General features: G+C 61.8%; 15 protein-coding genes. 12 read left to right on the top strand and 3 right to left on the bottom strand.

Features of this window, described 5'->3' with window-relative positions:
* Positions 1-7 precede the first annotated feature (7 nt).
* Both Q0677_RS08460 and phnF read right to left on the bottom strand, forming a co-directional pair.
* On the bottom strand, positions 8-1,093 hold the full coding sequence (locus Q0677_RS08460) for an alpha-D-ribose 1-methylphosphonate 5-triphosphate diphosphatase (protein WP_298908410.1): 1,086 nt from the start codon (positions 1,091-1,093) through the stop codon (positions 8-10).
* Positions 1,094-1,175: 82 nt separating this feature from the next.
* Positions 1,176-1,886: a phosphonate metabolism transcriptional regulator PhnF gene (gene phnF / locus Q0677_RS08455; RefSeq protein WP_298908407.1), complete on the bottom strand. Its 711-nt coding sequence runs from the start codon at positions 1,884-1,886 to the stop codon at positions 1,176-1,178.
* A gap of 123 nt (positions 1,887-2,009) precedes the next feature.
* Here phnF and phnG point away from each other — a divergent pair, with 123 nt between their 5' ends.
* From phnG to phnN, 7 genes are read left to right on the top strand one after another with little or no spacing between them, the layout of a single operon-like run.
* The gene (gene phnG / locus Q0677_RS08450) at positions 2,010-2,480 is read left to right on the top strand and encodes a phosphonate C-P lyase system protein PhnG (protein ID WP_298908404.1); all 471 of its coding nucleotides are present in this window, start codon (positions 2,010-2,012) and stop codon (positions 2,478-2,480) included.
* Complete coding sequence (phnH, locus tag Q0677_RS08445) at positions 2,480-3,073, top strand: phosphonate C-P lyase system protein PhnH (protein ID WP_298908402.1); 594 nt, start codon at positions 2,480-2,482, stop codon at positions 3,071-3,073. Before phnG ends, phnH begins: the two co-directional genes overlap by 1 nt.
* On the top strand, positions 3,073-4,173 hold the full coding sequence (locus Q0677_RS08440) for a carbon-phosphorus lyase complex subunit PhnI (RefSeq protein ID WP_298908400.1): 1,101 nt from the start codon (positions 3,073-3,075) through the stop codon (positions 4,171-4,173). The genes phnH and Q0677_RS08440 overlap by 1 nt, the downstream gene beginning before the upstream one ends.
* Complete coding sequence (locus Q0677_RS08435; RefSeq protein ID WP_298908397.1) at positions 4,170-5,036, top strand: alpha-D-ribose 1-methylphosphonate 5-phosphate C-P-lyase PhnJ; 867 nt, start codon at positions 4,170-4,172, stop codon at positions 5,034-5,036. The genes Q0677_RS08440 and Q0677_RS08435 overlap by 4 nt, the downstream gene beginning before the upstream one ends.
* Positions 5,033-5,860, top strand: a complete 828-nt coding sequence (gene phnK / locus Q0677_RS08430) for a phosphonate C-P lyase system protein PhnK (RefSeq protein ID WP_298908391.1) — start codon at positions 5,033-5,035, stop codon at positions 5,858-5,860. The genes Q0677_RS08435 and phnK overlap by 4 nt, the downstream gene beginning before the upstream one ends.
* A 4-nt stretch (positions 5,861-5,864) precedes the next feature.
* Positions 5,865-6,548 carry a phosphonate C-P lyase system protein PhnL gene (gene phnL, locus Q0677_RS08425; protein WP_298908388.1) on the top strand — a complete coding sequence of 228 codons (684 nt, stop codon included), beginning with the start codon at positions 5,865-5,867 and terminating at the stop codon, positions 6,546-6,548.
* On the top strand, positions 6,548-7,126 hold the full coding sequence (gene phnN, locus Q0677_RS08420; RefSeq protein WP_298908386.1) for a phosphonate metabolism protein/1,5-bisphosphokinase (PRPP-forming) PhnN: 579 nt from the start codon (positions 6,548-6,550) through the stop codon (positions 7,124-7,126). The genes phnL and phnN overlap by 1 nt, the downstream gene beginning before the upstream one ends.
* On the opposite strand, the gene Q0677_RS08415 is transcribed toward phnN, so the two are convergent.
* Complete coding sequence (locus Q0677_RS08415) at positions 7,081-7,815, bottom strand: DUF1045 domain-containing protein (protein ID WP_366940960.1); 735 nt, start codon at positions 7,813-7,815, stop codon at positions 7,081-7,083. The genes phnN and Q0677_RS08415 overlap by 46 nt on opposite strands.
* Before the next feature lie 37 nt (positions 7,816-7,852).
* Here Q0677_RS08415 and Q0677_RS08410 point away from each other — a divergent pair, with 37 nt between their 5' ends.
* The 5 genes from Q0677_RS08410 (at position 7,853) to speA (ending at position 14,126) form a co-directional block, all read left to right on the top strand.
* Positions 7,853-8,998 carry an alpha-D-ribose 1-methylphosphonate 5-triphosphate diphosphatase gene (locus Q0677_RS08410; RefSeq protein WP_298908384.1) on the top strand — a complete coding sequence of 382 codons (1,146 nt, stop codon included), beginning with the start codon at positions 7,853-7,855 and terminating at the stop codon, positions 8,996-8,998.
* Between the two features lie 111 nt (positions 8,999-9,109).
* A complete protein-coding gene (locus Q0677_RS08405) occupies positions 9,110-9,796 on the top strand; it encodes a D-lyxose/D-mannose family sugar isomerase (protein WP_298908381.1) in 687 nt (228 codons plus the stop codon).
* A gap of 111 nt (positions 9,797-9,907) precedes the next feature.
* On the top strand, positions 9,908-10,834 hold the full coding sequence (locus tag Q0677_RS08400; RefSeq protein WP_298908378.1) for a carbohydrate kinase: 927 nt from the start codon (positions 9,908-9,910) through the stop codon (positions 10,832-10,834).
* A gap of 83 nt (positions 10,835-10,917) precedes the next feature.
* On the top strand, positions 10,918-11,949 hold the full coding sequence (gap, locus tag Q0677_RS08395) for a type I glyceraldehyde-3-phosphate dehydrogenase (protein ID WP_298908376.1): 1,032 nt from the start codon (positions 10,918-10,920) through the stop codon (positions 11,947-11,949).
* A gap of 287 nt (positions 11,950-12,236) precedes the next feature.
* Entirely contained in the window at positions 12,237-14,126 is a 1,890-nt protein-coding gene (gene speA / locus Q0677_RS08390; RefSeq protein WP_298908373.1) for a biosynthetic arginine decarboxylase, read from the top strand.
* The last annotated feature ends 11 nt before the right edge of the window (positions 14,127-14,137 follow it).

The following is a 14,137-nucleotide window of genomic DNA, read 5'->3' as shown; positions in this document are numbered from 1 at the left end:
CGGCAGTCTACTCCGCCGCCATCGGCACCGCGCTGCCCATCCGGGTAAACCGATGCGCCGCCTCACCCGCCAGATAGGTAATCCGCCCGCCCGAGATCATCGCCCAAGCCTCGGGCAGCGTTCGGATGCTGTCATCCACCAGCCGGAAGGCCGCTTGGGTCAGGGCGGGATAGTAGTAATCACTCACCAGCGCATCACACAGCCCGCGTCGGATCAGCTGCTCGGCGGCGATATTGCCCGACTGAGAGCCACCACGCACCACGTTGGGCGCGCCCATGATCACCGGATCCCCCACCGCATGCGCCGCATGGGCGGCCGAGGTCGAGGTCGGAAATTCGCAGATCCGCGCGCCTATCATCGAATACCGCTCGCGTGTGTCCCCGTCGGGATCATCATGGCTCCCGTAGCTCACGCCAAGCTGATCGAACCGCTCGGCCAATCGGCACAGATGGCGCGGGACTTCGCTGGACCGTGCGCGCGCGGCCTCGACCGCGTTCATCAGCTCATGCGGCTGCAAGCCAAGTTTGTGCGCCCAAACATCCAGCGCGCCGGAGCGTGTTCCCGATAGTTTCAGCGCTTCATCCAGATGGTCGTTAAACACCACATAGTCGATCTTGTGCCGCTTCACGGCCTCGTGCAGCCGGTCGGCCGTGTCGACCGTATGCGTCTCGCACCGCAACTGTACGCGCAGATCGGTATGAGTGCGCGACTGATAACAGCTCATCGCCTCTAAAAAGCGTTCTGCCGCCTCAGGGCCACGATGCCCGCCTTCCCAACTCCAACCATGGGCGAGCCACGCGGTGGTCACGCCCGCCGCTGCCGCATCCGCGTCGGTCGCACGAAGAGCCGTTTCCACTGGGAAATGCACGCCGATACGCGGCGCCATGTGGCGTTCAAACGCATCGCCATGCAGGTCGATGACGCCGGGCAAAATCCAATAGCCGGACAGGTTCACCTCGGGCAGCGCGCCTTTCGAGATCCGCCCGTCCTGTATGACGACCGACCTTTGCTGCATCTCTCGGTCCCGCAAGATGGTTGCATGGGTCATCCGAAAGGACGGCAGGGGCTGGGTTTGGGATGATACGCTCGACATTCCAGGCCTCATTCATTGATTGGGCCGTTGCTAATCGCGCGCTGTATCGTGGATGTGACGCGAACGTATCACTTCCGTAACGTTAGGCTGTGTGCCCACCGTCAAGCGTCAGCGTGACGCGATCCCCTGCAAACCAAGTCAGGCCAAGCTCGACCGGGATGCCGTCGCCATCCACATTGATGCCCTCTGAAAACAGCGCCGGAGCCCCTTCGCGCAGGCCAAGATGACGCGCTTCTGTGGCGAGGCAGGATCGGGCCGACAGCCGGGTTTCCGCGCGGGTATAATCCGCAACCCCGTGATGGGCGAGTGCCGCGGTGACAGAATTCGTATCGCTCAGCGCCTTCTGCATCTCGGGAAAGCGATCTGCCGGGAAGACGCTGCGAAAGACCGCAATCGGGTGGCCGTCCGACAGGGACAGCCCGTCATACACATGCACCGCCGCGCCCTCGTCCAGTTTCAAAGACTGAGCCTCTTGCGCGTTGGCGCGGCGGGTCTCGAATGCCAGCATTTTCTTGCCGGGGATCTTGCCCGCCGCCTTAAGGTTCTGGTGAAACCGCACCCGCGCACCAATGGGATAATCCGTCGGCGCATGCCGCACAAACACCCCCGCCCCCCGGCGCGAGATCACCAAATCCTGCGCGGCCAGCTCGGCCAGTGCCCGGCGCACCGTGTGGCGGTTCACACCAAACCGCGCGGCCAGTGCGGCCTCGGTCGCCAGCTTGTCGCCCGGCCCATAATGCCCCTGCCGGATCTCGTCCTTCAGGGTCGTCTCGATGGTTTTCCAGATGCTCATGCCCGTGGGACCCTCTGCCAGCTGTCACGAAAGTTTCACAACACTTTCCTTGCCAGAAATGCGCGAATCCGTGATTATTTGTCTAGAAGTATAGATATATAGACAACTTGACAAGGTGTCTGCATGACAATGGACATGAGAAACGAACTGCCACCCGCTCAGGCCGCGCGCAAAGCGTGGCTCAGCCTGATGGCAAAGGCGCCAGACAGCGCGATGCTTGCGCTGTGGGACGCACAAAACTGCACCCCGAGCTTCACGTGGCTGCGCCGCCCCGAAACTGGAACCGTGATGGTGCGCGGGCGCGCGGGCGGCACAGGTGCGCCCTTTAATCTGGGCGAGATGACGGTGACCCGCTGCACAGTTCAACTGGACAACGGCACCGTGGGTCACGGCTATGTGCAAGGCCGCAGCCACGACAAGGCCCGCGCCGCGGCACTGGCGGACGCGATGATGCAAGGCGATGCGGCTGAAGCGCTGCAAACGTCCTTCCTGACCCCGCTGTCCGAACAGCTTGCCGCCACTAAGGCCAAACGCGCCCGAAAGGCGGCCGCCACCAAGGTCGATTTCTTTACCATGGTCAGGGGGGAAGACTGATGCTTGCGACCGCCACCAGCACCTCCGCCATGCAGGGCGGGTTTAAAGATGTGCCCACCGAAGCCGCGCGCCAGTTCCGCGCCATCATGAACGCGATTGCCCGTCCGGGTCGGATTGAAACCCTAGACGGCGCCACGCCCCCTGCCCCCATGTCGGTGGCCGCAGGTGTCATGGTGCTGACGCTGTGTGACCCGGACACGGGCCTGCACCTTGCCGGGGACCACGACACGCCGAACATCCGCGCGTGGGTGCAGTTTCACACCGGCGCGCCCATCGTACCCGCCGAAGACGCCGATTTCGCGATTGGCCGCTGGGACGCTCTTGCACCGCTGACCACCTATGCGATTGGCACGCCGGAATACCCCGACCGCTCGGCCACGCTGATTGTCGAGATGGACGCATTGTCGTCGACCGGGGCAATCCTAACCGGTCCCGGGATTAAGGACACCGCACGCCTGTCTCTGCCCGAAACGGACGCATTCTTGCGCAACGCGCTGCTCTTCCCGCTGGGATTGGATTTCTTCTTCTGCGCGGACACCCGGCTGGCCAGCCTGCCGCGCACAACCAAAGTGACTAAAGGGGGGGCAAGCTAATGTATGTCGCCGTAAAAGGGGGCGAGCGCGCCATTGACAATGCGCATGCCTGGCTGGGCGAGGAACGTCGCGGAGACCACGATGTCTCGGAACTCTCCGTCGCCCAAATCCGCAAGCAACTGTCGCTGGCCGTGAACCGCGTAATGGCCGAAGGCTCGCTTTATGATCCTGATCTGGCCGCGCTGGCGATCAAGCAGGCACGCGGGGACATGATCGAAGCGATCTTCCTGATCCGCGCCTATCGCACCACCCTGCCGCGCTTTGCCGGGTCTGAACCCATCGCGACCGAGAAGATGGCCTGCGACCGCCGTATCTCGGCCACGTTCAAGGACGTACCAGGTGGGCAAATCCTTGGGCCGACCTTCGACTACACCCACCGCCTTCTGGATTTCAAACTGGCAGCCGAAGGCGGCTTGACCGACGCCCCAGAAGGCGACGCGCAGCCGGGCGACGTCCCGCATGTGCTGAGCTTCTTGGATGGCGAGGGGCTGATCCAGCAGGAAAAACAGGGGGCCGAAACCCCGCCCGACCTGACCCGTGAACCGATGGAACTGCCTGCAAATCGCCCCTTGCGCCTGCAATCCTTGGCGCGCGGGGACGAGGGCTTCTTGCTCAGCCTCGCCTACTCGACCCAGCGCGGCTATGCCCGCAATCACGCCTTTGTGGGCGAGCTTCGCATTGGTGACGTACCAGTTGAGGTCGACATCCCCGAACTGGGCTTCGCGATCGAGATCGGCGACATCACCGTCACCGAATGCGAAACCGTGAACCAGTTCACCGGCTCGAAAACCGAGCCCGCCCATTTCACGCGCGGCTATGGCCTTGTCTTCGGTATGTCGGAACGCAAGGCAATCTCGATGGCGCTGGTGGACCGCGCATTGCGCTGGGAAGAGCTGGGCGAAGACAATCTGGGCGCCGCCGCGCAGGACGAGGAATTCGTGCTGTCGCATTGCGACAACATCCAAGCGACCGGGTTCTTGGAACATATCAAACTGCCCCACTACGTCGACTTTCAGTCGGAACTGGAACTGGTGCGCAAACTGCGCCGCGACACGATGGCCGGGGCAGGCAACACCCACGCACAGGAGGCGGCGGAATGAACGACTATAACTTCGCCTATCTTGACGAACAGACCAAGCGGATGATCCGGCGGGCAATCCTGAAAGGCCTCGCGATCCCCGGCTATCAGGTGCCGTTTGCCAGCCGCGAAATGCCGATGCCGTTTGGCTGGGGCACGGGCGGCGTGCAGGTATCCGCCGCGACCCTGACGCCCGAGGACGTGTTCAAGGTGATCGACCAAGGCGCCGATGACACCACCAACGCCGTGTCGATCCGCAAGTTCTTTCAGGCCACGGCAGGCGTCGACACCACGGAAGAAACGGATAAGGCCACCGTCATTCAGACCCGCCACCGGATCCCCGAGGCCGCGCTGAACGAAGACCAGATCCTCGTCTATCAGGTGCCAATCCCCGAACCCCTGCGCTTTCTGGAACCGCGCGAGACGGAAACCCGCAAGATGCACAGCCTTGAGGAATACGGCCTCATGCATGTGAAGCTATACGAGGACATCGCGCGCCACGGGGCGATTGCCACCGCCTATGCCTATCCAGTCAAGGTCGAAGGGCGCTATGTGATGGACCCGTCGCCGATCCCGAAATTCGACAACCCGAAAATGACCATGCCCGCGATCCAGCTGTTCGGCGCGGGACGGGAACAGCGTATCTATGCCCTGCCCCCCTATACCGAGGTCGTCAGTCTGGATTTCGAAGACTACCCGTTTGAAGCATCAAAAGCCGACCACAGCTGCGAGCTGTGCGGCGCCGATGACAGCTATCTGGACGAGGTGATCGTCGACGATCAGGGCGGGCGCATCTTTGTCTGCTCGGACACGGCCTATTGCGCATCCCGTCAGACCGCACTGCAAGACGCAGCCGCAGCCCAACACGAGGAGATCTCAGCATGACGCTGCAAAAGTCTTCCGAAGAATTTTTCACGGAGTTTTCTGAAAACTCCGCCCCGCGCCCGCTATTTCGTGTGGCGAATATCGAGAAACGCTATGGCCAGCGCATTGGCTGTACCGGCGTGAATTTCGACCTCTACCCCGGAGAAGTGATGGGGATCGTGGGCGAAAGCGGCTCGGGCAAGTCGACACTGCTGAACTGCCTTGCCGGGCATCTGGAACCGGATCAGGGCGAGGTGTTGTTTGACACGCGCGATGCCGGTCTGGTCGACACCGTGACGATGGCCGAACCCGAGCGGCGGATGCTGTCGCGCACCGACTGGGCTTTTGTCCACCAACACGCCCGCGACGGGCTGCGCATGTCGGTTTCGGCCGGTGGCAATGTTGGCGAACGCCTGATGGCCGTCGGCGCACGCCATTACGGCCAGATCCGGGACGAGGCGATTGACTGGCTTGGCCGGGTTGAGATCAATGAGACCCGCATTGACGACCGCCCGTCGGCGTTTTCAGGCGGGATGCAGCAGCGTCTGCAGATCGCCCGCAATCTGGTCACCGGGCCGCGTCTGGTGTTCATGGATGAACCGACCGGGGGCCTAGACGTCTCGGTGCAGGCGCGTCTTCTGGACCTACTGCGCGGACTTGTGCGGCAGATGGGCCTGTCGGCGATCATCGTCACCCACGACCTCGCTGTGGTGCGTCTGCTTGCCGACCGGCTAATGGTGATGAAAGATGGTCACGTGGTGGAAACCGGCCTGACCGATCAGGTGCTGGACGACCCGCAACACGCCTATACGCAACTTCTTGTCTCTTCTGTTTTGCAGGTGTAGCACCATGATTTCCATTCAAAATGTCGAGAAAAACTTCACCCTGCACAACCAAGGCACGGCGGTGATCACGGTGATGAGCGACGCCAATGTCGAGGTCACTCCGGGCGAATGCGTGGCCCTTTCCGGCGCGTCTGGCGCGGGGAAATCCACCTTGATGCGGATGATCTATGGCAACTATCTGACGCAGTCCGGCTCGATCCGGGTGGACGGGGTCGAGGTCGTCGGTGCCAATCCCCGCGACGTGCTGGACCTGCGCCGTACCACGCTGGGCTATGTCAGCCAGTTCTTGCGCGTGGTGCCCCGTGTGCCCACGCTGGACGTGGTGGCCGAGCCTTTGCTGGCGCTGGGTGAAGACGAAGGTGCCGCGCGTAACAAGGCCGCCACCCTTCTGGCGCGCCTGAACATCCCCGAACGGCTTTGGTCGCTCAGCCCGACCACCTTTTCAGGTGGTGAACAGCAGCGGGTGAACATTGCGCGTGGCTTTGTGCATCCCTACCGGGCGCTGCTCTTGGATGAACCCACCGCCAGCCTTGATGCCCAGAACCGCGAGACGGTGATGTGCCTGATTGAAGAGGCCAAGGCACGCGGCGCGGCAATTGTGGGGATTTTCCACGACGAATCCGCCCGTGATCGGGTCTGTGACCGGGTTCCGGACGTGACAAGTTTCCTGCCGAAAGGGGATGCGTGATGGCCGTCGCACCCGGACGTCTGATCGCCGTCGTCGGTCCCTCGGGCGTTGGCAAAGACAGCGTGATGGAGGCGCTGGCCAAGGCGGCAGATTTCCACCTTGTGCGGCGCGTGATCACCCGGCCCAGTGCAGCGGGTGGCGAGCAGTTTGACGGCTGCGACGAGGCCACGTTTGACGCGGATCTGACCCGTGGCCGGTTCGCCCTGCACTGGCCCGCCCATGACCTGCGCTATGGCATTCCGAAAACGGAACTGGCCTTTCTGGATCAGGGCCGAAATGCGCTGGTTAACTTGTCCCGCAAGGTGTTGACGGACGCCCATACGGCCTTCCCCGGGTTCATCGTGGTGAACCTGAGCGCAAGCCCCGAGGTTCTAGCGCACCGTCTGGCCGCACGCGGGCGCGAAAGCGCAGACAGCATCGCCAAACGGCTTGCGAGGCAGGTGGACCTGCCCGGCGGGCTGACCGTAATCAATGTGGTGAATGACGGCCCGCTGGACGACACCGTCGGAACGATCCTTGCGCGCCTCGCCGATCAGGACGTCGCAGATGCACCCAGCGCGATGCGAGAGATCTCGTGAAACCGGCCCTCTGCATCTTCCCCCACAAGGGTCAGATCGCCCACCACGAACGGACGCGGCAGGATTGGCGCCACCAAAGGCGCCAACACGTCGCAGACCTGCGCGGCGCGGCTGGGGTCCAGTTTGCCCGACAGGGTCAGGTGGAACTTGAATTCGTCAAAGACGTAAGGATAGCCCCATTTCACGAGCGTTTCGTCCTGCGCGGGCGTCAGGCCCGCAGCGCGGCGGCGGGCCAACTCGGCGTCATTGGCCGGCGCGCGGAATGGGTCGAGCTTGGCCACCATATGACCCGCCAAAGCGGCCAGCGGTGCCTGATCCCCGTCGATCACCAGCGCCAGAAACCGGCCGATCTGGGCCAACTTCAACCCGTCCAACGTGACCGGGGCGACCTGACGCGCGGCGTCTTGAAACGCCTGCAAAAGCCCTTCTGCGTCGCAACCATCGGCCAGACGAAAGGGCGGCTTGATGGTGCCGTGAAACCCGTATTTGCGCGGGGTCTGGGTAATATCGGCAATCTCGTGCTGCGACAGATCCGGCAGGGTTTGGTGGGGCACTTCGCGACCTGTAACCAAGTCCCATCCCAACCAGCTGGCCCCGAAATCCGCCAGCGCGCCCTGTGGCGCCGTGTAATAGATCGCATAGCGATTGAACTGCATTTCACCCTCTTCCGGTCCGATTGTGCTATTCAAAATCGGCCCTTCTCTGACAGTAAAGCGTGACACTCAGATGACACAGACCTTCACCCTCGCCAACGCCAAACTTGTTCTGGAAAACGAGGTTATTACCGGGGCCTTGACCGTGACCAACGGCAAAATCACCGCCATAGACCAAGGCACCCACGTGCCGCAGGGCGCCGAGGACTGCTTTGGCGACTATATCGCGCCGGGGTTGGTCGAGTTGCACACCGACAATCTGGAGCGCCACATCCGCCCACGTCCCCGGGTGGATTGGCCGCATGACGCCGCGATCGTCGCCCACGACGCCGAGCTTGCCTCGGTCGGGATCACCACTGTGTTCGATGCGTTGCGGGTGGGCTCGATCCATTCCGACGGGCGCAAGAACTACGGCAAATATGCCCGTGCGCTTGCCGATGAAATCCTGACCCTGCGTGCCAAGGGCGGACTGAAGATCTCGCACCATCTGCATCTGCGCGCCGAGATTTGTTCGGAAACCCTGCCCGAAGAGCTGGCCGAGTTTTCACCCAAGGACCGGGTGGGCATTGTCAGCATGATGGACCATACGCCCGGGCAGCGGCAGTTCACCGATGTGGCCAAATTCAAGGCCTACATTCAGGGTAAATACGCCATGCAGGATGCCGAGTTTGAGGATTACATCGCCTTCCTGACCGGGCTGCAGGATAAGCTGGGCGTGACGCATGAACGGGCGACGGTGGACCACGCTGCACGTCTAGGGGCGACCCTTGCCAGCCACGATGACACAACTCCAGAACAGGTTGCGACATCGGCGGGCTATGGCATTCATCTGGCCGAGTTCCCCACAACGATCGAAGCCGCGCGCGCCAATCACGGCGCAGGCATCGCCAACATCATGGGCGCCCCCAACGTGGTGCGTGGCGGATCGCATTCCGGAAACGTGGCGGCGTCTGATCTGGCCAAACTGGACCTCTTGGACATCCTGTCGTCGGATTACGTGCCCTCGTCGCTGATGTTGGCGGCCCTTCAACTGGGCGACATGTGGGGAGATCTCGCGCGCGGTCTGGGAACCGTCACCCATGCACCCGCCCGCGCTGTCGGACTGGAAGATCGGGGCGTGATTGCGATCGGCAAGCGCGCGGACCTGATCCGGTTTGCCCGCTTTGAACACGCGCCCGTCCTGCACGGCGTGTGGTCCGAGGGGCATCGGATCGGGTAAGGGATGCCGTGAAATAGGCATTTGACTCGTTTGGCGAAGTGATCCCTATTCAGGGTTCGTCAGTAACCGCCCCAGCGCCGTCGCGCGGTGGCCCCTCACACGGTCCCACGAATGAAACGCTCTCGAATTAACCAGATCATGGCGGAAGCGGATGAGATGATCCGCCAGCATGGCTTCGTCTTGCCGCCCTTTGCCTATTGGACACCTGAAGAATTCAAGGCCAAGCGCGATGTGGCCCGGAACGTGATCACCGCGCGCTGTGGCTGGGACATTACCGATTACGGCGATGGGCGCTTTGACGAAATGGGCTTGTTCCTGTTCACCCTGCGCAACGGGCGGCTTGCGGATCTGCAGCGTGGTGGTGGCATGTGTTATGCCGAGAAACTGCTGATCTCGCGCCAAGACCAGCTCAGCCCGATGCACACCCATGTGATCAAGGCCGAGGACATCATCAACCGAGGTGGTGCAACGCTGGTGATCGAGCTTTATGGCTCCGACGACGATGGAAATTTCGCCGAGGATCGCGGCGGTACGGTCTATTGCGACGGGATCCAGCGCGACTTTGCCCCCGGTGAAAAACTGAAGCTCGCCCCCGGTGAAAGCGTCACCCTGATGCCCGGCGACTGGCACGCCTTCTGGGGCGAAGGTGGCGATGTGCTGATCGGCGAGGTCTCGACCGTCAATGACGACGAAACCGACAACATCTTCCGCGCACCCATTGGCCGCTTCGCCGAGATCGAGGAGGACGAAGCCCCCACACATTTGCTGGTCAGCGACTATAAATCCTGGCTTGGTTAATATGCACAGGGCGGGCTGTCGCAGCCCTTTGACATTCAGCTCCGTTAGCGCTATCAGCTCACGTGAACTCGGCCAACGCGCCTATGCGGCACACCCAAACAGGAGAGAGACGTGATCCTTTGCTGCGGAGAAGCTCTGATTGACATGATCCCGACCCCCACGACGGCGGGACCGGACGGGTTTGTGCCGCATTCCGGCGGGGCGGTGTTCAATACCGCCATCGCGCTGGGGCGTCTGGGGGTGCAGACCGGGATGCTGACCGGGCTGTCGACCGACATGTTTGGGCGTCAGCTGAGCGAGTCTCTGAAGGCCAGCCATGTGGACACCACGCATGTGATCCCCTCGGACCGCCCCACGACACTGGCCTTCGTGCGGCTTGTCGATGGGCACGCAACCTATTGCTTCTTTGACGAAAACTCGGCTGGGCGCATGCTGACCCCGGCGGACATCCCGGCGCTGTCCCCGGAAGTCTCGGCGCTGTTTTTCGGCGGGATCAGCCTTGCCTGCGAGCCCGCTGCCGACGCCTATGCGGCACTGCTGGCGGAGGAAGCCGCACAGCGCGTGGTGATGATCGATCCCAACATCCGCCCGCGCTTCATTCAGGATATCGACCGCTATCGCACCCGGCTGGACCGCATGGTCGCGCAGGCTGACATCGTCAAAGTCTCGGACGAGGACCTGAACTGGCTGCTGCCCGCCCCCCTGTCCCTGAACGAGAAGGTGGCGATGCTTCTGGAGAAGGGGCTGTCGGTTGTGATCCTGACGCGCGGCGGCGCGGGGGCAAGCGGTTTCCTAGCCGACGGGACCGAGGTTCAAGTGCCTGCCCAACGGGTGGACATCAAAGACACCGTGGGTGCCGGGGATACGTTCAACGCGGGCTTCCTGGCGAAGCTGTCAGAGCTGGGGTGCCTGACCAAGGACCAACTGCATAACCTGTCGTCAGATACTTTGCAGCAAGCGATGGAACACGGGGCGAAAGCCGCCGCCGTCACCGTGTCACGCGCCGGTGCGAACCCGCCATGGGCAGAAGAGCTTTGACAAATGGATCTGTTAGCGCTAAATACGCGCCAAACATGTTAGCGCTATCAAATCACTGAGCACACCGCGAAGAGGATAAGACCATGACACTTAAGATCGCGATCAACGGTTTCGGACGTATTGGCCGCGGCGTTCTGCGCGCCCTGATCGAACAGGATGCCCAGGATATCGAGGTTGTCGCCATCAACGACCTCGCCCCGCCCAAGAACATCGCGCATCTGCTGAAATACGACAGTGTGCATGGTCGCCTGCGCGAGACCGTTGCCATCGAAGATGATACGCTTGTGGTCGGCACGCGCCGCATCCGCCTGACCGCACTGCGCAACCCCGAGGAGCTTCCCTGGGGCGATGTCGACGTTGCTTATGAATGCACCGGGCTGTTCACCGCCCGCGATCAGGCCGCGCGGTTGCTTGAAAACGGCTCGAAGCGCGTGTTGATCTCGGCCCCCGGCAAGGATGCCGACCGGACCGTGGTTTATGGCGTGAACGACGCCGACCTGACGGCCGACGACGTGATCGTGTCGAACGCATCTTGCACCACCAACTGTCTGGCCCCCGTGGCAATGGTTTTGCACAACGCGTTTGGCATCAAGACCGGCTATATGACCACGATTCACGCATTCACCGGCGATCAGCCCAGCCACGACACCAACCACAAAGACCTCTATCGCGGTCGTGCGGCGTCTATGTCGATGGTGCCGACCTCGACCGGGGCAGCGCGCGCGATTTCGCTGGTCCTGCCCGAGCTGAAAGGCAAGCTGGAAGGCTCTGCCGTACGCGTGCCCACCCCGAATGTATCGCTGGTCGACCTGAGCTTCATGCCCGAGCGCCCGGCCACCCGGGACGAGATTAACGCCGCCATCGCAGAAGCCGCCGCAGGTCCGCTGAAGGGCGTTCTGTCCTATGAAAAAGACCCGATGGTGTCGATCGACTTCAACCACGACCCGCATTCGTCTTGCTTCGCCTCGGCCCAGACCGCCGTCACCGAAGACGGGCTGGTGCGCGTGGTTAGCTGGTATGACAACGAATGGGGTTTCTCGAACCGGATGATCGATACGGGTCGCCGGATCGGAGAGCTGCTGAAGGCCCAAGAAAACCTGAAGCTGGCAAGCTAAGACAACGGCCTTACGGGGCACATCCGACGCTTCGTAGGTCACACCCTCTTCCTAGCAACTGAAGACCCGCCCATCAGGTGCGGGTCTTTTTTTATTGACTCAGATTTCAACGAAATATATCGGCGGTTTTGCATCCGGGTTGTTCCGGATTGGAGAATGTGCTGATGAAATGGCTTCATTTCAATAATGCTGGACAGATCGAACCCGCGTAGTCCTGCGCGGCAATGACGCCGCACGCAAACACTCCCCCCCCTTCTACAATTCACCTCTAGAATAGGTTTGTTCGAATGCCCAAAGGACAGCCCCTTTCTGACTCCATTTACGGCATCGACCGTTGGAGCAAAGGCCTTCTCTCGGTTCTGCCGAATGGCGACGTTGCGCTGTGTGATCCGGCCCATCCGGACACAGCGCCGCTCAGCCTACCGCATATCCTAAGAGATTTGCGCCAGCGTGGCATCGCCAGCCCGCTGGTTCTGCGTGTGAAAAGCTTTCTTGAATCGGAAATCCAGCACCTGAATGACAGCTTTGCAGCGGCGATTGCCAAGACGGGCTATCGCGCACCTTATCGCGGGGTGTTTCCGATCAAAGTGAACCAGCAAGCGCAGGTGGTGGACCGCATTGTCGAGTTCGGCCGTCAGTTCGACTATGGGCTCGAAGCTGGCTCCAAGCCTGAATTGGTCATCGCGCTGGCCCATCGCCTGTCGAAAGAGGCGCTGATTGTCTGTAATGGCGTCAAAGATGCCGAGTTCATCCGGCTGGCCATCCTGTCACGCCGCATGGGCTTTAACACCGTGATCGTGCTGGAAAGCCCCAAAGAGGCCGAGATCGTGATCGAGGTCGCCAAGGACCTAGGGATCGATCCGCTTCTGGGTGTGCGGGTCAAGCTGACCAACCAGATCGGTGGCAAATGGCAAAGCAGCTCGGGCGATCGGTCGGCCTTCGGTATGAACACCGACCAGCTTCTGCGCGTGGTTGACCGCCTGCGCGGCGAAAACCTGCTGCATTGCCTGAAGCTGCAACACTCGCATCTGGGGTCTCAGGTGCCGGACGTAAACGACGTGCGCCGCGCCGCGACCGAGGCCTGCCGCTATTTCGCCGAGCTGACCCGCGAGGGCGCACCGCTGACCCATCTGGATCTGGGCGGCGGTCTGGGTGTTGACTACACGGGTGAGAAACGCGCTGCGGAAAACTCGATCAACTACACGATGGCCGAATACTGCGCCAATGTGGTCGAGACCGTGGGATATGCGATGGACGAAGAGAGCCTCGAGCACCCCATTCTGGTCACCGAAAGCGGCCGCGCGGTGTCGGCGACCTCGTCCATGCTGATCTTCGACGTACTGGAAAGCACGCTCTACGACGCGCCCGACGCGCCTGCGGTCAAGCCGGACGACCATCACCTTGTGGCCGACCTTGCCGCGATCTCGGGGTACCTGGTGCCCGATCGCGTGCAGGAATGCTGGAACGACGCCCGGTTCTATCGCGATGAACTGCGCGCCCTCTTCCGCCGTAGCCATGTGGACCTGCGCCAGATGGCGCGGGCCGAACGGATCTATCTGAACCTGATGGCGCGGATCAAAGACATCGCACGCGGGACCGAACAATCGGGTGATCTGGACAAAGAGCTGCAGAAGATCGCGGACGTCTATCACTGCAACTTCTCGGTCTTCCAGTCGCTGCCGGATGTCTGGGCCATTGACCAGCTGCACCCGATCATTCCGCTGCAAATGCTGGATCAAGAACCGGACCGCCGCGCGGTTCTGTCGGACATTACCTGTGATAGCGACGGCAAAATGGACAAGTTCATCCTGGCGGGCGACATCGCGCCGTCCTTACCTGTCCACTCGCTGCCCGAAGACCAGCCCTATTATCTGGGCGTGTTCTTCGTCGGTGCCTATCAGGAAACGTTGGGCGACCTACATAACCTTTTTGGGGACACCAACGTCGTGACCATCGACCTGCGCGAAGATGGCGGCTTTGACTTGCTTCACGAGCAGGAAGGCGACACCATTGCCGAGGTTCTGTCCTACGTTGAATACGACCCGGCAGACTGTATCGCCGCCTTCCGCAAAATGGTGGACGAGGCGATTTCCGCCGGATCGATCCAAGCCAATGAACGCAAGACCCTCATCGATGCCTATCGCGGCTCGATGAACGGTTACACTTACTTTGAATAACCACAGGAGAT

The sequence above is a fragment of the uncultured Aliiroseovarius sp. genome (assembly GCF_947492455.1).
Classification (GTDB): Bacteria; Pseudomonadota; Alphaproteobacteria; order Rhodobacterales; family Rhodobacteraceae; genus Aliiroseovarius.
Note: the sequence above shows the minus strand (reverse complement) of the source record. Positions and strands in the feature narration are given on the sequence as shown.